At 69.1% G+C, this 17,920-nt stretch carries 21 protein-coding genes; 5 read left to right on the forward strand and 16 right to left on the reverse strand.

Annotation, left to right across the window (positions count from 1 at the left end; genetic code table 11):
• Window positions 1–23: 23 nt before the first annotated feature.
• The 5 genes from OCT49_RS16830 to OCT49_RS16850 all read right to left on the reverse strand — a co-directional run bounded on the left by OCT49_RS16830 (window position 24) and on the right by OCT49_RS16850 (window position 3,588).
• Entirely contained in the window at window positions 24–656 is a 633-nt protein-coding gene (locus OCT49_RS16830) for a hypothetical protein (RefSeq protein WP_283852713.1), read from the reverse strand.
• 63 nt (window positions 657–719) lie between these two features.
• Window positions 720–1,109: a VOC family protein gene (locus tag OCT49_RS16835; protein ID WP_283852714.1), complete on the reverse strand. Its 390-nt coding sequence runs from the start codon at window positions 1,107–1,109 to the stop codon at window positions 720–722.
• A gap of 120 nt (window positions 1,110–1,229) precedes the next feature.
• A complete protein-coding gene (locus tag OCT49_RS16840) occupies window positions 1,230–2,162 on the reverse strand; it encodes a class I SAM-dependent methyltransferase (protein ID WP_283852715.1) in 933 nt (310 codons plus the stop codon).
• 243 nt (window positions 2,163–2,405) lie between these two features.
• A complete protein-coding gene (locus OCT49_RS16845) occupies window positions 2,406–2,771 on the reverse strand; it encodes a Scr1 family TA system antitoxin-like transcriptional regulator (protein WP_502963472.1) in 366 nt (121 codons plus the stop codon).
• 61 nt (window positions 2,772–2,832) lie between these two features.
• Window positions 2,833–3,588: a DUF6879 family protein gene (locus OCT49_RS16850; protein ID WP_283852716.1), complete on the reverse strand. Its 756-nt coding sequence runs from the start codon at window positions 3,586–3,588 to the stop codon at window positions 2,833–2,835.
• A gap of 562 nt (window positions 3,589–4,150) precedes the next feature.
• Between OCT49_RS16850 and OCT49_RS16855 the strand changes: the two genes are divergently transcribed.
• Window positions 4,151–4,546 carry a hypothetical protein gene (locus OCT49_RS16855; RefSeq protein WP_283852717.1) on the forward strand — a complete coding sequence of 132 codons (396 nt, stop codon included), beginning with the start codon at window positions 4,151–4,153 and terminating at the stop codon, window positions 4,544–4,546.
• 420 nt (window positions 4,547–4,966) lie between these two features.
• Here OCT49_RS16855 and OCT49_RS16860 read toward each other — a convergent pair whose 3' ends face one another.
• A complete protein-coding gene (locus tag OCT49_RS16860) occupies window positions 4,967–5,149 on the reverse strand; it encodes a DUF397 domain-containing protein (RefSeq protein ID WP_283852718.1) in 183 nt (60 codons plus the stop codon).
• The gene (locus OCT49_RS16865; protein WP_283852719.1) at window positions 5,146–6,033 is read right to left on the reverse strand and encodes a helix-turn-helix domain-containing protein; all 888 of its coding nucleotides are present in this window, start codon (window positions 6,031–6,033) and stop codon (window positions 5,146–5,148) included. Before OCT49_RS16865 ends, OCT49_RS16860 begins: the two co-directional genes overlap by 4 nt.
• 243 nt (window positions 6,034–6,276) lie before the next feature.
• On the opposite strand from OCT49_RS16865, the gene OCT49_RS16870 reads away from it, so the two are divergent.
• Window positions 6,277–6,789 carry an ATP-binding protein gene (locus tag OCT49_RS16870; protein WP_283852720.1) on the forward strand — a complete coding sequence of 171 codons (513 nt, stop codon included), beginning with the start codon at window positions 6,277–6,279 and terminating at the stop codon, window positions 6,787–6,789.
• A 57-nt stretch (window positions 6,790–6,846) separates the two neighbouring features.
• Here the strand turns inward: OCT49_RS16870 and OCT49_RS16875 are convergent, their stop codons facing one another.
• From OCT49_RS16875 to pdhA, 8 genes are all read right to left on the reverse strand, one after another.
• A complete protein-coding gene (locus OCT49_RS16875; RefSeq protein ID WP_283852721.1) occupies window positions 6,847–7,314 on the reverse strand; it encodes a hypothetical protein in 468 nt (155 codons plus the stop codon).
• 54 nt (window positions 7,315–7,368) lie between these two features.
• Window positions 7,369–7,599: a DUF397 domain-containing protein gene (locus tag OCT49_RS16880; protein WP_283852722.1), complete on the reverse strand. Its 231-nt coding sequence runs from the start codon at window positions 7,597–7,599 to the stop codon at window positions 7,369–7,371.
• 142 nt (window positions 7,600–7,741) lie between these two features.
• The gene (locus OCT49_RS16885) at window positions 7,742–8,578 is read right to left on the reverse strand and encodes a Scr1 family TA system antitoxin-like transcriptional regulator (RefSeq protein WP_283852723.1); all 837 of its coding nucleotides are present in this window, start codon (window positions 8,576–8,578) and stop codon (window positions 7,742–7,744) included.
• Window positions 8,562–9,086 carry a DUF6879 family protein gene (locus tag OCT49_RS16890; protein ID WP_283852724.1) on the reverse strand — a complete coding sequence of 175 codons (525 nt, stop codon included), beginning with the start codon at window positions 9,084–9,086 and terminating at the stop codon, window positions 8,562–8,564. Before OCT49_RS16890 ends, OCT49_RS16885 begins: the two co-directional genes overlap by 17 nt.
• Complete coding sequence (locus OCT49_RS16895) at window positions 9,070–9,276, reverse strand: hypothetical protein (protein ID WP_283852725.1); 207 nt, start codon at window positions 9,274–9,276, stop codon at window positions 9,070–9,072. Before OCT49_RS16895 ends, OCT49_RS16890 begins: the two co-directional genes overlap by 17 nt.
• A gap of 252 nt (window positions 9,277–9,528) precedes the next feature.
• The gene (locus OCT49_RS16900; RefSeq protein WP_283852726.1) at window positions 9,529–11,040 is read right to left on the reverse strand and encodes a dihydrolipoamide acetyltransferase family protein; all 1,512 of its coding nucleotides are present in this window, start codon (window positions 11,038–11,040) and stop codon (window positions 9,529–9,531) included.
• 10 nt (window positions 11,041–11,050) lie between these two features.
• Window positions 11,051–12,031: an alpha-ketoacid dehydrogenase subunit beta gene (locus OCT49_RS16905; protein ID WP_283852727.1), complete on the reverse strand. Its 981-nt coding sequence runs from the start codon at window positions 12,029–12,031 to the stop codon at window positions 11,051–11,053.
• Between the two features lie 6 nt (window positions 12,032–12,037).
• Complete coding sequence (gene pdhA, locus OCT49_RS16910; protein WP_283852728.1) at window positions 12,038–13,378, reverse strand: pyruvate dehydrogenase (acetyl-transferring) E1 component subunit alpha; 1,341 nt, start codon at window positions 13,376–13,378, stop codon at window positions 12,038–12,040.
• 340 nt (window positions 13,379–13,718) lie between these two features.
• Between pdhA and OCT49_RS16915 the strand changes: the two genes are divergently transcribed.
• From OCT49_RS16915 to OCT49_RS16925, 3 genes are all read left to right on the forward strand, one after another.
• Window positions 13,719–14,378 (forward strand): response regulator, encoded by a 660-nt coding sequence (locus OCT49_RS16915; protein WP_283855821.1) that lies wholly within the window; start codon window positions 13,719–13,721, stop codon window positions 14,376–14,378.
• A gap of 95 nt (window positions 14,379–14,473) precedes the next feature.
• Window positions 14,474–15,001 carry a PNPOx family protein gene (locus tag OCT49_RS16920; protein WP_283852729.1) on the forward strand — a complete coding sequence of 176 codons (528 nt, stop codon included), beginning with the start codon at window positions 14,474–14,476 and terminating at the stop codon, window positions 14,999–15,001.
• Between the two features lie 111 nt (window positions 15,002–15,112).
• Window positions 15,113–16,114 carry a phosphotransferase gene (locus tag OCT49_RS16925; RefSeq protein ID WP_283852730.1) on the forward strand — a complete coding sequence of 334 codons (1,002 nt, stop codon included), beginning with the start codon at window positions 15,113–15,115 and terminating at the stop codon, window positions 16,112–16,114.
• Between the two features lie 122 nt (window positions 16,115–16,236).
• Here OCT49_RS16925 and OCT49_RS16930 read toward each other — a convergent pair whose 3' ends face one another.
• A complete protein-coding gene (locus tag OCT49_RS16930) occupies window positions 16,237–17,871 on the reverse strand; it encodes a protein kinase domain-containing protein (protein ID WP_283852731.1) in 1,635 nt (544 codons plus the stop codon).
• Between the last annotated feature and the right edge of the window lie 49 nt (window positions 17,872–17,920).

The raw sequence follows: 17,920 nt of genomic DNA on the forward strand, positions 1-17,920 counted from the left end.
GGCCCCCTCTCTCGTGCGCGCGGTCACCCGGCGGCCGACGCGCCCCGCCCACCGCCGGCGATGCGCCCTGCGACCAGTCGCAGGCGCTGGGAGCCTCCCCTGGTCAGCGCCATCCCGGTACCGGCCACGAGGTCGTACGCGGCGGAGCCGATCCGCAGGCCGGAAACCCGGCGGCCGTCCGGGGTCTCGACGGGCGCCGGACGGGTCGCCGACCGGAGGGCCTGCCAGGCCAGGCGCGTCTGGTCGGTCAGGAGCCGGTGCCGTTCCGGCCCGACCTCCGGTTCGTACCAGCGCACCGCGAGGCGGCCGGCCTCGATGGCCTCGCCCTCGTCGTCCCGGAACCGGCGCGAGCACAGGAGCTGCAGCACGGCGGAGTGGGTGAGGGCGGGACCGGCAACGGCCCCCTCGGCAACCTGGACGCCCTCGGGCCCCCGGCCCCCCTCCGGCAGCAGCAGGAACGCCTGACAGCCGCCGCAGTCCAGGGCCTCCCCGAGCGATGGGTGCAGGTGCACCTGATGAAGCCCCTTCGGGCCCGGATGGCTGCACAGCCACCCGGCCCGGGGCAGCACCTCACCGATGCGCCGCCCGACGTCCCGCTCGTCCTCGGGCAGCAACCACACCTCGGTCGTCTTCGTACGGGAGCCGGGAGATGCCATGCGTGCAGCATGGCAGGCGGCGCTGACACCCCCGCCGCCCCGAGGGGCCCCGGTCGACGACGCTCAGTCGAGACAGAACTCGTTGCCCTCGACGTCCTGCATGTTGATGCACGACTCGTTCTCCTCGTCGGCATACAGCACCTTCGTGCACACCGCCCCGAGCGCGACCAGCCGATCGCGTTCGGCCTCCAGGACGGCCAGCCGCTCATCGCCCACGAGCCCGGTGCCGACCCGCACGTCGAGATGCACCCGGTTCTTGGCGACCTTGCCCTCGGGCACCTGCTGGAAGTACATCCGCGGGCCCTCGCCCGTCGGGTCGGAACACACGGCCCACGAGCCCTCCCCCTCGGAAGGCAGCGTCAGGGAGTACCCCAGCACCTCGCACCAGAAACGGGCGACCCGCTCGGTATTCGCACAGTCGAAGGTGACCTGAAACTTCTTGACCGAAGACATCCGGCCACCCTAACAGCGCACCTCAACAGCCCAATTCCCGCTTACAGCACGCAGATTGGCCGACAAGCCCCCCTTCGGGCCTCCGGGCCGACCGTCCGGCCGTCCCGGAGGCCCGAAGGCTCACCAGCCCTCGTGCCGCCACCAGAAGGAGGCCGGGTGGAAGTGCCTGGTCACGCCGAGCCGGCGCCAGAGCGGGTCGAGGATCCTCCGCAGCTCGGGGTCGGCGTGGACGAAGGCGTTCGGCAGCTGGACGTCGAAGCGCTCCGGCGCGGCGGTGAGCAGCGCGGCCAGGAGGTACTGCTCCGAGTACAGGCGCCAGCGCCAGGACTCCGGATAGTCCGCCGGGAGCATGATGTCGTGGACCTGGACGAGCACCCCCGGCTTGAGGCGGGGCAGCAGCTCGAAGAAGAACACCATGACGTCGGAGCCCATCTGGAGCCGGTGCGAACCGTCGACGAAGAGGACGTCCCCCGGCTCCAGTTCGGCGAAGACGCCGAGGTCGGCGTCCTGGAGCGGGACACGGACCACCTCGTCGCAGAGGTGGTCGACATGGGCCCGGGGCTCCGGGTCGATGGACGTGATACGGGTGCTCAGGCCGAGGTCCTGGATGGCCCGGCGGGCGAACTTGGTGGAGTTCCCGGAGCCGACCTCCAGGTAGCGGGCCGGCTTCTCCGTGGCGAGGAATCCGTAGAGCGCGGCCGCGTCCAGCGGGGGCAGCCAGGTGTTGCCCCAGTAGGCGGTGGACGCCTTCTCCACCCCTTCCATGGGGATCGCGGCCAGCTGGTCGGCGTACTCCATAAAGCCGGTGAGATGCTCGGCGTAACGCTCCCGGCTCTTCTCCAGGAGCTCGCGCACGGCGCCGAGTTCGGCGCGCGGCTCGGGTCTCACCACATGGTCCAGGAACACCGGTTTGGCCAGCCCGAAGGCCCACATGACCAGACCGAACGCGGTGGGTCTGCGTTCCAGCCGGTCGAGCCCGCGGCGCAGAACGGGTAATCGTTCCAGCAGGGTGGGAGAGGGTTCGGACACGGTGTTCGGGGGCTGCGTGCGCAAGGTGGGGGACCTTTCGATCGGTGGGACGGCCGAGAAGGAGGAACCACAGGTTCCGCAAGCACTGTTCGATGTTCGACCGGAGGCGATCGCACTCAGGACGCCGCTGATCCTTTCCCGGATCGGCCCTCGTATCCCTGACGGTTCTCCGCACGGCGCCGGACCAGTGCCGTATCGGACACTGCCCGCCCTGTTCCGACGAGTTGTCCCGGCTGCCGCGCCCCCGCCCGGCTGTCGGGCCGGTGATCAGAACCGGGACGGCAGGGTCTGGCGTACGCCGCCGATGAGGTTCTGCGCGTCGGCGCCGTACACGGCGGACTTCTTCAGCGTCTCCCAGGTACGCAGATGTGTGCTGACGCTCGACTCGTCGTCGACCCACAACTCCGCGTGCCAGTTCTCGACAATGACCTGCCGGTCGTCGTAGATCCAGAACGCGGTGGCAGGAAGAATCCCGAGCGAAACGGACAACGGGATGATCCCCAGCTCCACCGTGTCCAGCCCGATGACTCCCACCAGGCGGTCGAGCTGGGCGGCCGGCACCGACGGCGGACAGATCAACGCGGTGAGCCGGCGCTTCCCGATGCTGACAAGCCTGAGCTCTCTCAGGCGCAGCCCGAACGCCTCCCTGGCTTGCTGAAAGTCTGTGCTCACCGGTTCCGCTCGTCAGTGCCTATCAGGCGGCGTCGGCACCGAGCCGTGCGACGAACTCGGCGTGGGGAGAAGCCCCGTGCATCGCGGCGTCGCGGACCTGGCAGTACCGCAGGACTTCGGCAGGTTCCGTGATGACCTCCACGTCATGGAAGACGTCCGCGTCGTCGAAGCGCAGCACGGCCACCAATCGGCTGTCGAAGATCCAGAAGTCTTCAGCGGGCAGCCGGAGCCGCTCCGCGTCCTCGCGCCACAGGTTCCGCACGTCCTCGCCCGTGGCCACGTTGCACGCCGAATACCCGAGCAGGAACAGCTGTCCCTCGGTCGGCGGGCTGTCGACGACACGCACGCGCCCCACGTACTTTCCGTCAGTCGTCTGTCGGCGGATGTTCACGCACCACTCGCTGTCGAGGTCGTACGGCACCGAGCCGGTCGCGAGGAACTCCGCGTACCCAGGGTCTTCCCGGTCCGACGCGTAGCCCCGCCGGGTCTCCAGGTGCCAGGCCGAGTGCTCGAAAGTCTCGAAGAGGCGCCCGAACTCTTCCAGACCGATCAGTACGGGTACGTGGGCGACCTCCTTGGGACCGTGATGAACGAGGAGTTCACGCGGCACCACCACTGCGGCGTCCCCCGGCCCGAGGTGCTGAAGCTGGGCGATGTCCTCGGGGTCGGTGAGTGGCGCCCCCTGGATGACGATCTCGCCGGAGTCGAGATCTTCGTGCACGGCGGGACAGCCTCCGTTCTTGCTGTCGGTGCCGTTGAAGCGGAGTCGTCGTGCCACGGTCGTCTCCCGATCGTTCGTATGTGGCCCTGCTGGCCACGAACATCACCAACTCTGCCTCACCCGCGCCGCAAGTACGCCGCCTCGCATGCGACCGCACGAGAACATTGAGCCGGAACCGGAGAACATTCGAGAACACTGCATCATGACCAGTAACTCTCCTTCCATACCGTCCCGTTCATGGCCACATCACGACGTGCGACCGGCATCGCAGCAATGTCTCCGGAATGTGCCCTCGCCCTCCGGACCGGGTACGCGGACCTGCATCAGGAGTGCCGTCGGACACAGGACGTGCCGTTGCCCTTCGCCACGGGGCTCGTACTCGTCCACCGCTGCACCTGCCCGGGGCACGGCTCCGTCCTCGGCCCCCCGAAGGACAGGGGCGGCCCTTTCGGCCCGTGCAACACGCCACGGCCGACGCACGGGTCCTGGACGCCCCGCAACCGGGACACATCGGCACGCTGCTGGTACGCGCGGTCGCCTGAGAAGCCGGCCTCGAGTCGCCCCGGGCCGCGTTCCCCCTGCCTGGTCGGCCGGGGCCGCGGGTGGCACGATCCCTCGCATGATCGGATGGATGCGCCATGCGCCGCGCTGGACGGTCGTACTCGTCTGCGTCATCGCCGCCCTCCTGCTCCTCGTCGGCGCTTCCTCCCACACCGTCGACCTCTTCAGCCACGGTCTGCGCCCGTATGAGTGGGCGCCGGGGTGGCTGAACCTCTACTGGTCATCGCTGGCGCTGTTCGACACGCTCGCCGCCGTACTCCTGATCCTCGGCAGACGCCGAGGAGTCGACCTCGCCTGCGCCATCATGGCGACCGACACCGCCGCCAACTGGTACGCGGTCCACGGCATCCAGCACAGCGGCCTCGCCGACCAGCCCGGCCTCCAGCGCCTGATCGTCTTCGCCGCACTCGTCCTGGGAACCGCCCCGCTCGTCCGACCGCACCTCTCCGAATGAGCGGTCACCAGCCGGTCGGATCCACCGGACATCGACAGTGCGGGTCGTCCGGGGCATCGGACGAACGCCACTCCTCGCCGAACAGGGCGGGCAGGACCGCAAGAAGCCCGGTCGGCGCGCCGCCCGGACGCAGGTCCGCCGCGATCCACGCCGGAGATCTCGTCGCTGGCCATGTGCAGACGCAGCAGGCCATCCGCCACCCGCCTTGCGCGCGTATCGCACCTCTGCCAAGGACGATGGGTGGTGGTTCACCGCCTCAACGGGACCTCGGCGGACACCGATCAGAAAGCCCTGCGCCTCCTGGCCGGGCAGGACGCGCCGACGGACTGACCCCTGTGCGAGTCCAAGCACCTCACTTCCTGGTGACAACTCACGCGTTGGCCAGGCGCCTCGCCACTGGAAGGCTGTTCGCCGCCCAGGTCACTCCGCCCGTACCAGCCCGGCCCGGAAGGCGTCCCAGGCGGCGGGGCCGAGGACGATGACGGGGCCGGCGGGGTGCTTGGAGTCGCGGACGGCGACCACTCCGGGGACGTTGGCAGCCACTTCTATGCACTCACCATGCGCTTCGCTGTAACTGGACTTCCTGAAGCAGAACGCAATCATTTACTCATCCCTTTGGCGATGCTCGCGATGAACCGCACCGAATCGTACGGCGACAGGCTCATGGCGCAGGTGCGCGCGAACAGCTCGGAGTACGCCATGCTCTCTTCCGCTCCCTCCACCCAGTTGGTGGTGCGCAGCCCGTCCATGTGCACCACGTCCACGGCGTCCTCCTCCGCGAACGAGAGAATGTTGAAGGGGCCTCCGCTGCAGGGATTCACCTCCGCCCGGAAGGGAAGCACCTGCACGTCGATGTTGGGCTGCTCCGCGAGTCGGCACAGATGCTCCAGCTGCCCTCCCATGACCTGAGAGCCACCGATCATCTGACGCAATGCGGCTTCCCAGATCACTGCGTGCACACGCAGGGGCTTCTCACCCTGCAGGCGGCGCTGACGGTGCGCACGCACATCAACGATACGCTCGACCTCGTCGATCCTGTCGGGCGAAACAGCCGCCACCGCAAGGGCTCTCACATACTCGGGCGTCTGGAACAAGCCGGGGATCAAGGCAAGTTGCCAGGTGCGCACTCTGAGCGCAACATCCTCCATCGCAACGTACTCGCGCAGGCTTCCCGGATTGAGTGAAGTCGTCCACCAGCCCTTCGCCTTGCGTCGCTCCCGGTCCAGTCTGGCCAGCCGGAGCAACCCCTCGACCACTTGCGGATCATCGACGTCATACGCCCGGCAGAGCGCTGCGACATCCGGGTCCCGGACCGGAACCCATCCGTGTTCCATCTTGGCGATCTTGGCCGCCTGGGCGCTGAGAACGGCCGCCGCCTGCGTCTGATTCAGCCCTGCGGCCTCCCGGAAGGTCAGCAGCTGACCACCCAACTGCCGCGCCAGAACCGTAGAAACGCGGTTCCCCAACCCCACACGCGCTTTCGACACCGTTCAGCACCTCCTGTACGCGCCCAGTCTGCACGGCGCGACCAGACAGCCACAATCACCCGTTGGAGATAAATATCTCCAAGTTGGTTGTGCCGCCACATGAGAGTCACTACGTTCGGTGTCCAGTCGCTCACCGAACGGCAAACAGGACCTGGCGGAAGTGCACCGCCCTGCTCCGCGCCCAAAATCGGCGCCCCGCAGGCACGGCATCGCCACCGCCCGCACCCACGGAGGCACGCGCCCATGACCGCAGCCGAACAGAACTCCGTCCCCGAACCCGCCCTCGAACCCGTCCTCCGCGAGGACCGGCTCGACTTCGCCCCGACCGCCGACCGCGTCTCCTTCTCCCGGCGGCGCACCGCGCGGCTGGTGCGGGAGTGGGGGTATCCGGGGCTGGCCGGGGACGCGGCTTTGCTGGTCAGCGAGTTGGCGACCAATGCGTTACTGCACGGCGTCGTCCGGGGGCGGCTCCTCCGGGTGCGGCTCGTTCTCACCGCGACCACGCTCCGGGTCGCGGTCAGCGATCCGTGGGGCGAACGGCTGCCGGTTCTGCGCGCGGCAACGAGCGAGGAGTGCTACGGCCGGGGGCTTCTGATCGTGGCGTCGATCGCCGACCGGTGGGGCGTCGAGTCGCGCACCGTCGGCAAGACCGTGTTCGCCGAACTCACCCTGCGGCGGGGGCCGGACGCGCCGGTGGGCCCGCGCGAGCTTCGCGCGGGCCCACCTCATGCACGTACCGAAGTAACCCCCAGGTGATCCTGGAGGTCGGTGGAGTGGGCCCGGCACGGACCGGGCCCACTCCACCGAAAGGGCCTACCGCACCGGGCACCCCAGTCCCGGCATCGCTCGATTCGAAGAACAGCAGACCAGAGCCAGGGACAGGAACGAAGGCCGCTCCAGGTAGAACCCGTGCGACACATCACCGCCCCAACCGAGGCGGCCGGAAGCCGAGTTGGCCAGTATCGCCAATCGCTTACCGTCACGGTCCGAATCGGAGACGAACCGAGGCGCGTACTCGGTGAGCCGTTCCATGAACCATTGCGCCGCGCCCTCCGGCTGTTCCCAGGTTCCGTGCACCAGCTTCCTGGGCTTGATCAGCCAGTACGCCGTTTCGAGCGGCGGGAGGTCCACGACGGGAAACTCCGCCGTCACTTCCTTGTGCCGCTGAACCAACTCCGGCTTACCGCCTGCCGGAGGCGTATCGGGGTGGGGAGGCCGCCTCAACGCCTCATCGTCGAAGCGCTGCTTGGCGCCGACCCATAGATAGCCGTGGTAGTGCAACCGCCCTCCTGTACGGAGCAGTTGAAGACGGCCCCATGGCCGGTGAATGGCCCATCAGGCCGAGATCGTGAAGCGGGCCGGATCGATGCCGGCCGCGTTCAGCTCGGCAGTGGTGAACCTCAGCGGCTCCGCACCGGGCCGCTTGCTGTCCCCCAGCGCCCACGCGTCGGGGCCGATCTTCGCCAGCGTGGCGCAGGACTCGCCGTCCGGGTGCGTGTTGCCCCCGCACGCCTTGAGGAACATGGCTTCGTCGACGGGCAGGCTGTACAGGTCCGTTCCGGGCATGAGTGTGCCTTTCTGCGTGGCCGATGATGGAGCAGGGATACCGATCTCCTTCCGCCCGTGATACTCGGACTCGATCGGCATGAATACATCCTCGGACTGCCGATGACGCATCTCCAGCTTTATTCGCGTTGCCGAATAAAGTTCACCGACGGAATGACCACGCCCACTCGGTCAATAGCACTCGCGCATCGTCCCCGAAGAGGGCATGCGTCTCGTAACCGGCGAAGCGGTCGAGGAGCGAACGGATGTCTCTGGGATTCCGGAACACGGCCGCGCCCAGATCCGTCTCGATGGTCGCCAGGCGATCATCGTAAATAGTGAACGTACTCAATGGGGTGTTGCTGAACCTCACTCGCATGGGCAGTACACCAACACGAATATTCACTTGCAGGGAAAGGGAGGCCAACCGGTCGATCTGCATGGCCATCGCGTCCGGTGGCAGCAGCGGATATCTGACGGCTTGCTCGGTGAGGAGGAAAGTGAAGCGCTTGGTGCGGTCGAACAGCACAGCCTGCCGCTCCATCTTCATGCCGACCGCCTTCACCTGTTGTGCCGGTGGAGCGTGGGCGATGCTCTCCCTGATGTATTCCGGCGTGGCCAGCAAGCCCGTGTTCATGGACAGCAGGAAGTGCCGGAACTCGCTGGTCACAGCTTCGAGGCCGGCCAGCTCGACCTGTTTCTTGTCCAGCCCTTTTCGATGCAGTGCTCTCCGGCCCTGCCATTCCGTCTGGGCCAGTCGAGCCACGGCCATCACTTCAGCCGTGATGGCGGGGGAGGCTCCGATTCCCGTCAGGATCTGCTCGACGTCCACCAGGGACGGCCGGATCTTGTTTCCTTCGATCCTGCTGATCTTCGACTGGGAGATATTGCAACGCACAGCAAGCCGGGCTCCCGAGAGCCCGGCTTGCTTGCGCAGCTCCTTGAGCCTGACCGCCAGTTCCGGACCGGACCGGTCAAGCCGGTCAGGCTCGAAGGCCACCGTTCACGTACTCCTCGAAGGGGACCGACTCGGCTATCGCGACCCGCTGGTATTCGACGAACGAGGAAACATCACCCTCGAAAACCTCGCGACTGAGCTGCCTTCCGTCCGCCCCGTAGTTCATGAGAACGACTTCCGCGCGGTCGAACATCCAGAAGTCCTGAACATTTTCCAGAGGGTTGGACCGGTTCGTCACGTCGAGAATCCGAATGTCGTCCCCCGCCCGACTGTGCGCCTCGTAGTAGCGGGTGAACTCGAATCGCAAGTAGTCGGAGAGCGGCTGCGTCACGATGTGCACCCGCCCGTTCCGCTTTCCCTCGGAATGCTGGCGGGAGACGCGCTCCGTGTACGCGGAATTCGAGTACGGCGTGAGCGGTCGGCCCTCGCGGAAGGCCGCGAACTCTTCCGCCTCATGTGCCACGAGGTACTGCGGCAATGTTTCGAGCCGCCATGCTTCACGTTCGATCTCCGCGAACCGCCGACGCCACTCCTCACCATCCAAGAGCACGTGCGGCCTCCTTCAGCACTTCTTCCGGAATCTCCACCAGTGCCTCTCCGGATGGTGGTGCGAACGCCTTGGAGACGCTTCCCTGGACGACCAGTGTGCCGCTCGGCGTCCGGTAGACGTTCGGGCAGTCCTCGTCGCCGCAGGTGCCGTTTCCGTTGCCGGTGAGCCGGGTCAGTTCCTCGCGTGCCATGGCTGTCGAGCCCCCTTGCCCTGGCCCCCTGCGGGCCGGTCGCCATGACGCTATGACGGGGTGGAAGGGGCGTCCACGCACAGACGCGCCTTATGCGCGTACTCGCATAAAGATCATGGCGGCCGACCACGCGCGTCTGCGGCGGACACCCGCGATCGGCCGTACCGGTTCCGTACACCGGTTCCCGTACGCCGGTGGGCCCGCGCGAACTTCGCGCGGGCCCACCTCATGCACGTACTGCTACCGGAACGGTCACGCCCAGGTGATCAGGCGCTTGGGCTGTTCCAGGATCGCGGCGACGTCGGCCAGGACCTTGGAGCCGAGCTCGCCGTCGACCAGGCGGTGGTCGAACGACAGGGCCAGCGTGGTGACCTGACGCGGCTTCACCTTGCCCTTGTGGACCCACGGCTGGAGCTTGATCGCGCCGACCGCGAGGATCGCGGACTCGCCCGGGTTCAGGATCGGGGTGCCCGTGTCGACGCCGAAGACGCCGACGTTGGTGATCGTCACCGTGCCGCCCGCCATCGCGGCCGGGGACGTCTTTCCGTCCCGGGCCGTGGAGACCAGCTCGCCCAGGGCCGCCGCGAGCTGCGGCAGGGTCATGGCGTGCGCGTCCTTGATGTTCGGCACGATCAGGCCGCGCGGGGTGGCCGCGGCGATGCCCAGGTTCACGTAGTGCTTCTGGACGATCTCCTGGTTGGCCTCGTCCCAGGCGGCGTTGATCTCCGGGTTCCGCTTGATCGCGACCAGGAGGGCCTTGGCGATGATCAGGAGCGGGTTGACCCGCACCCCCGCCATGTCCTTGTCCTCCTTGAGCTCCGCGACCAGCTTCATCGTGCGCGTCACGTCGACGGTGACGAACTCGGTGACGTGCGGGGCCGTGAAGGCGCTGCCCACCATCGCCTGCGCGATGGCCTTCCGCACGCCCTTGACCGGGACACGGGTCTCGCGGGCGTCCGCCACGACGGCCTCGGCGGCCGGGGCTTCGGCGGCCGGGGCCTGGGCGGCGGGGGCGGAGACCGGGGCGGCCGGGGCCTGGGCGGGGACGGAGGGCTGCGCGGGGGCGGGCGCCACCGCGGCGTGCACGTCCTCGCGGGTGATGATCCCGTCCTTGCCGGTCGGGACCACGGTCGCCAGGTCGATGCCCAGGTCCTTGGCCAGCTTGCGCACCGGCGGCTTGGCCAGCGGACGGTGCTTCGGGGCCGCGAGCGCGGCGCCGTGACCGTTCATCTCGCCCTGGATCGCCGCGACGGCGGCCGGCACGGAGGCGGGCGCGCCCTTGCGGGCCCGGCGCTTCGTGGAGGTCTCGGCCACGCCGTAACCCACCAGGACGGGCTGACGACCCTTGGGAGCCTCGGGCTCCGGTTCGGCCTCGGCGACCAAGGCAGGAGCCTCGGCGGCCGGGGCGGGGGCCTCAACGGCCGGGGCAGAAGGCGCGGGAGCCGTCGCGGCCGACGCGGGAGCCTCGGCCGGGGCCGCGTCATCGCTCCCCGGGGCCACGTCCACCGCGATGATCACCTGGCCGACGTCGACCGTCGTGCCCTCGGGGAAGCGCAGCTCGTGCACCACCCCGTCGAACGGGATCGGCAGCTCCACGGCCGCCTTCGCGGTCTCGACCTCGCACACGACCTGACCGTCGGTGACGGTGTCGCCGGGCTGGACGTACCACTTGAGGATCTCCGCCTCGGTGAGTCCCTCGCCCACGTCGGGCATCTTGAACTCACGGAAGCGGGCAGCGTTGGAAGTGTCGGTCATCGTTGTCACGTCCCAGTCCTCAGTACGCCAGCGAACGGTCGACGGCGTCGAGCACACGGTCGAGACCCGGCAGGTACTCGTCCTCCAGCCGCGCCGGCGGGTACGGGGCGTGGTAGCCGCCGACCCTCAGCACCGGCGCCTCCAGGTGGTAGAAGCACCGCTCGGTGATCCGGGCGGCGATCTCCGCGCCGGAACCGTAGAACACCGGGGCCTCGTGGACCACCACGAGCCGGCCGGTCCGCTCCACCGAGGACTGGATGGTGTCGAAGTCGATCGGCGACACCGAACGCAGGTCCAGGACCTCGACCGACTTGCCCTCCTCCTGGGCGGCCTCGGCCGCCGCGAGGCAGACCTTCACCATCGGCCCGTAGGCGGCGAGCGTCAGATCGGAGCCGGTGCGCACCACCGACGCCTTGTGCAGCGGGCCGGGAATGGCATCGGTCTGGACCTCGCCCTTGTCCCAGTAGCGCCGCTTCGGCTCGAAGAAGATCACCGGGTCGTCGCTCTGGACGGCCTGCTGCATCATCCAGTAGGCGTCGCTCGCGTTCGAGGGCGAGACCACCTTCAGGCCCGCGACGTGCGCGAACAGGGCCTCGGGCGACTCGCTGTGGTGCTCGACCGCGCCGATGCCGCCGCCGTAGGGGATGCGGACGACGACGGGCAGCTTGATCTTGCCGAGCGCGCGGGCGTGCATCTTCGCGAGCTGGGTGACGATCTGGTCGTACGCGGGGAAGACGAAGCCGTCGAACTGGATCTCCACGACCGGCCGGTAGCCGCGCAGGGCCAGGCCGATCGCCGTGCCGACGATGCCGGACTCGGCGAGCGGGGTGTCGATCACCCGGTCCTCGCCGAAGTCCTTCTGGAGCCCGTCGGTGATCCGGAAGACCCCGCCCAGCTTGCCGACGTCCTCACCCATGATGAGGACCTTGGGGTCGGTGTCGAGGGCCTTGCGCAGCGACTCGTTGAGCGCCTTCGCGATGGACATCTTTTCCATGGCCATGGCTGCTTACTTGCCCTTCTCGGCGGAGTCGGCGAACGATGCCTGGTACGCGGCGAACTGGGCGCGTTCCTCGTCGACCAGCGGGTTGCCGTCTGCGTAGACATTGTCGAAGATCGCGATCGGGTCCGGGTCGGGCATCGCCCGCACCACTTCGCGCACCCGCTTGCCGAGGGTCTCGCTCTCCTCGTCCAGGGCGGTGAAGAACGCCTCGTCGGCGGCGCCCTGCTTCTCCAGGTACGTGCGCAGCCGCAGGATCGGGTCCTTCGCCTCCCAGGCGGCCCGCTCCTCGTCCCTCCGGTACTTCGTCGGGTCGTCGGAGGTGGTGTGCGCGCCCATCCGGTAGGTGAACGCCTCGACGAGGGTGGGCCCCTCGCCCCTGCGGGCCCGCTCCAGCGCCGACCTGGTGACCGCCAGGCAGGCGAGTACGTCGTTGCCGTCGACCCGGACGCCGGGGAAGCCGAAGCCCTGCGCGCGCTGGTAGAGCGGGACGCGGGTCTGCTTCTCGGTCGGCTCGGAGATCGCCCACTGGTTGTTCTGGCAGAAGAAGACGACCGGGGCGTTGTAGACCGCGGAGAAGGTGAACGACTCGGCCACGTCGCCCTGGCTGGAGGCGCCGTCGCCGAAGTACGCGATCACGGCCGAGTCCGCGCCGTCCTTGGCGACGCCCATGGCGTAGCCGGTGGCGTGCAGGGTCTGCGAACCGATGACGATCGTGTACAGGTGGAAGTTGTTGCTGTTCGGGTCCCATCCGCCGTGGTTCACCCCGCGGAACATCCCGAGCAGGTTGGTCGGGTCGACCCCCCGGCACCAGGCGACGCCGTGCTCCCGGTACGTCGGGAAGACGTAGTCGTCGTCGTGCAGGGCCCGGCCGGAACCGATCTGGGCGGCCTCCTGGCCGAGCAGCGAGGCCCACAGGCCCAGCTCGCCCTGGCGCTGCAGCGCGGTGGCCTCGGCGTCGAAGCGGCGGGTCAGGACCATGTCCCGGTACAGACCGCGCAGCTCGTCGTCGGTCAGGTCGACCGAGTAGTCCGGGTGCTCGACGCGCTCGCCCTCGGGCGTCAGCAGCTGGACGAGCTCGGGCTCGGAACGCTGCGGCGCCTTCGCGGCCGTTTTCGCAGCGGTCGTCTTCGCGGCTGCCGTTTTCGCGGTGGTCGTCTTCGCAACGGCCTTCTTCGCGGCGGTCCTCTTCGCGGGTGCTTTCGCGGACTTCTTCGCCGGCGTGCTCACCGGCTTCTTCGCGGGCGTCCCCACAGGCGCCTTCGCGGATGCTTTCGCGGTCGTCTCCGCTGCGCTGGTCCGCTTGCTGCTGCGTCGCGGTGTGCGCGCGGCAGTGCTCTCCACGGTCACGTGCGTGCTCCTCCGTCGGTCCGGCCCCCGGGGTCTGCCGGGAAACCAGTGCGGCTCGCCTGACTCCGTACCCGTGCACGGGGTGGGTGCCGCTCGGTTCGGGAACAGGCGTGACAGGTGCCCCGGCGAGCGTCCTGCCAAAAGCACGTTACCCAGTGCGACGCATAACTGCGAAACCCCATCTGACCTGCGATTTTGCTTGGATTTCCAAGTAAATCGAAAAAGTCGGGAACTCTCGCTGGTCACAGCCTAGGTAACGGCCCCGCAGGTCACCGGAACAACCGCACGTTATCCCGCCGTTCGGCGGCAGGGAAGGGGTGAGTGTGTGAGACTGCGTTTTGTGCGCGAACAAGGAAAAATCACTGTTTTCCTGCTGGACGACCATGAAGTCGTCCGGCGGGGAGTCCATGAATTGCTCTCGGTCGAGGACGACATCGAGGTCGTCGGCGAGGCCGGCACGGCGGCGGACGCCCTGGTGCGCATCCCGGCGACCCGGCCGGACGTGGCGGTGCTCGACGTACGGCTGCCGGACGGGAGCGGCGTGGAGGTGTGCCGGGAGATCCGCTCCCAGGACGCGAACATCAAGTGCCTGATGCTCACCTCGTACGCCGACGACGAGGCCCTGTTCGACGCGATCATGGCGGGTGCCTCGGGGTACGTGCTGAAGGCGATCAGGGGCAACGAACTGCTGAACGCGGTACGGGACGTGGCGGCCGGGAAGTCGCTGCTGGACCCGGTGGCGACCGCCCGGGTCCTGGAGCGGCTGCGCGAGGGGAAGAAGGACCGGGACGACGACAAGCTCGCCTCCCTCACCGACCAGGAGCGCAAGATCCTCGACCTGATCGGCGAGGGGCTGACGAACCGGGTGATCGGCGAGCGGCTGCACCTCGCCGAGAAGACGATCAAGAACTATGTCTCCAGCCTGCTCTCCAAGCTCGGCATGGAAAGGCGCTCGCAGGCCGCCGCGTACGTGGCCAGGCTGCAGGCGCAGAAACGCTGACCGGCAGACCCGCAGCGGGGCGGGACTTTGGTCCCGGCCCAACCGGGGCCGCAGCCTCTGTCGGCCCTCTCGCCCGGTGACGGAGAGTGGAGGCCATGTCCTCCGAGGAACTCCAGGCGATCGAACTGCTCGACCGCGTCCCGTACGGCCGGCTGGCCACGAGCATGCGGGCCCTTCCGTTTCTGGTGGTGGCGCGCCACGTCGTGATCGACGGCCGGGTGTTCCTGCGGCTGCACGGCGGTTTCCGCTACCACGACTCCTGTGACGGGACGGTCGTGACGTACGGCGCGGACAACTTCAACACGGTGGTCCCGGGGACGGGGAGCATGCTCCCGGGAGTGGACGACGGCGCGGCGAGGACCGTGGTCCCGGGGATGGAGACCATGGTCCCGGGGACGGAGAACGGCGAGGTGGTGGGCGGCGGCGACCTGTGGGCCGTGCAGTTCACCGGGCCCGCCCGGGTCGTGCGCCCGACGGCCGAGCAGCAGGAGCTCTTCGGCACGGCCCCGGCCCGGGTGAACGGCGAGCCCTTCGCCCCGGCGTACCTCAGGATCGACCCGCACTTCGCCTCTGTGCACACTCTGGGCTTTCACGCAAGTGAACCGAAGCGCCACGCAGTGTGATCTAACATTTGGTGAGTGCCGCGCTCATCTGTCACCCTCTCTTCCGCTCCGCCGGCCGGCGAACTGCCGCACCCGTCCACGCCCCACCGACCGGGGCGCCCGGTCCCGCCGGTGGACGAGGTACTGCGCCGGTACCCGGACGCGGGCGAGCCCCTGACCTGCAAACCCGTCACCCAGGGGCTGCTCAACCACGGGTACCGCGTCTCCACCACCCGCGGCTCCTTCTTCCTCAAGCACCACCTCGACGACACCACCGGCGACCGCGCCACGATCGTCCGCCAGCACCGCGCCACCCAGCGCCTCCAGTCGCTCGGCGTGCCCGTGGCCCCGCCCGTGGCGGACACCGAGGGCGGGACGGTCACGGAGATCGGCGGCCGGTGCTACGCCCTGCACCCCTGGGTGGACGGGCTGCACCGGGCGGGCGCCCAGCTGACCACCGCCCAGTCGGAGCGGCTCGGATCCCTGCTGGGGGCCGTGCACACCGGGCTCGAACAGGTCATGGAGGAGGGCGCCGGCCCCGCGTACCGGACCGGCGGCCACCACAGCCCCGACCCCGTGGAAACGTTCACGCTGATCGACGAGCTGCTGGCCGCCGCGCGCCGGCGGCGACCCCGGGACGCCTTCGACGAACTGGCCGAGCACCGCCTCCTGGAGCGGCGCATCCTGCTGGAGCAGCACGCCGACCGCAGACCGCCCACGCCCGACGTCCCGGCGACGGGCTGGGTGCACGGCGACTTCCACCCGCTGAACGTCCTGTACCGGGGCACGGAGCCGGTCGCGATCCTCGACTGGGACCGGCTGGGCATCCAGCCGCGCGCGGAGGAGGCGGTGCGGGCGGCGGCGATCTTCTTCGTGCTCCCGGCCGGAAGGCTGGAGCTGGAGAAGGTGCGGGCGTACGCGCGGGCCTACCGGCGGGCGGCCGGGGCCGGGGCGGCGGAACTGGCCGCCGCGGTGCACCGGGTGTGGTGGGAGCGGCTCAACGACTTCTGGATACTGCGCTGGCGGTACTGCCTGCACGACCGGAGGGCCGACCCGCAGTTCCCCGCGGTGTCGGCCCTGGCGGTCTGGTGGACGCGCGAGTACGAAGCGGTGCGCGAGGCGTTCACGGGGTGAGCCCGGGGCCCTTTTGGTTTCGGCTCCGGTTCCGGAACCGGTTTCGGAACCGGAACCGGAACGGCCCGGGGCCCGGACCGGAAAGTGTCGGTCCGGGCCCCGGGCCCGTCGGGTCGTTCAGGTCACTGGCCGGTGCTCCCCGCGGCGCCGGCCGCGGCCGAGGTGCCGGTGGTGGTGGCGCCCGTGGTGGCCCCGGTCGACTCTCCGGTGCCTCCGGTGTCCGTACCCGTACCGCCGTCGTCGGTGCCGGTGCCTCCGTCGTCCGTACCCGTACCGCCGTCGTCGGTGCCGGTGCCTCCGTCGTCCGTACCCGTACCGCCGTTGTTGGCGCCCGTACCGCCACTGCCCGTGCCCGGCGTGGAGGGTCCCGTGCTCGGCGGCTCGTACGTCTGGCTCGGGGTGGTGGGCGGGTAGTAGGGCTTCGACGGGGTGTTGTTCTCCTGGTTGCCGGTGGAGTTCTCCGGCACCTCGTTCTCCTCGGTCTCCTCGTCGGTCGGCTCGGAGGAGTCCTTCGTCGGGGACGGCGACTCGGAGTTCGTCACCGGCGGCTCCTTCTTCTTCGTACCGCTGTTGTCCGCCGCATTGAGCGCGAGGGCGACGCCCGTGCCGATCGCGATCAGCGCGAGCACGACGAACAACCACAGCTTGCCGCGGCCGCCGCCGGCACCGCGCTGGCCGCCCTCGTAACCGCCGTCGTCGGGGTTCATCGGCGGCAGGATCGGGCCCTGCGAGGTGTCCCCGTGGTGCGGCGGGTGCCCCATCGCCATCGTGCCGGTGACGCCGGCGGGCGGGGTGTGGCCACCCTCGTGCATCGCGACCGGGCCGGTGTTCCACGTGTGCGTGTGGCCGCCCTGCACCTGGAGCATCTGCAGGCCGTACTGGACGAGGCCGCGCATCTCCTCGGCGCTCTGGAACCGGTCGTCCGGGTCCTTCGCGAGCGAGCGCATGACCAGCCCGTCCAGCTCCGGCGGCACCGAGTCCAGCACCTCGGAGGGCGGGACCGGGGTGTCCTGGACGTGCTGGTACACGACGGAGAGCGGCGTCTCGCCCGTGAAGGGGGGCCGCAGCGCCAGGAGCTCGTACAGCAGACAGCCGGTGGCGTAGAGGTCGGAACGGTGGTCGACGGCCTTGCCCAGCGCCTGCTCGGGGGAGAGGTACTGCGGCGTGCCCATGACCATGCCGGTCTGGGTCATCGTCGACTGCGCGCCGTGCAGGGCCCGCGCGATGCCGAAGTCCATCACCTTGACCGCGCCCGAGTTGGTGATGATCACGTTGGCGGGCTTGATGTCGCGGTGGACGATGCCGTGCTGGTGCGAGTACGCGAGGGCCTCCAGCACCCCCGAGACGATGATCAGCGCCTGCTCGGGCGGCGGGGCCTCGGCGCTGATCAGCAGATCACGGATGGTGCGGCCCTCGACCAGCTCCATCACGATGTAGGGGACGGTCTGCCCGCCCACCACGTCCTCGCCGGAGTCGTACACGGCGACGATCGCATGGTGGTTCAGGCCCGCCACGGACTGCGCCTCGCGCGTGAACCGGGCCTTGGAGACCGGGTCCTCCGCCAGGTCGGAGCGCAGGAGCTTGACCGCGACCGTGCGGCCGAGCCGGACGTCCTCGGCCGCGAAGACCTCCGCCATGCCGCCCCGGCCGAGGCGGTGGGTCATCCGGTAGCGGCCGTCACCGACGACGCCATCGACGCCCCAGGAGTCGGTGCCATCCGAAACTCCGCCGCCGTTTGCTTCGGAATCGGGTGCCATCAGTCCTCGCCGTCGTATCTGTCCGCGCGTCCGCGGTGCTCACGGTGTC

Source organism: Streptomyces sp. ML-6, assembly GCF_030116705.1.
GTDB lineage: Bacteria > Actinomycetota > Actinomycetes > Streptomycetales > Streptomycetaceae > Streptomyces.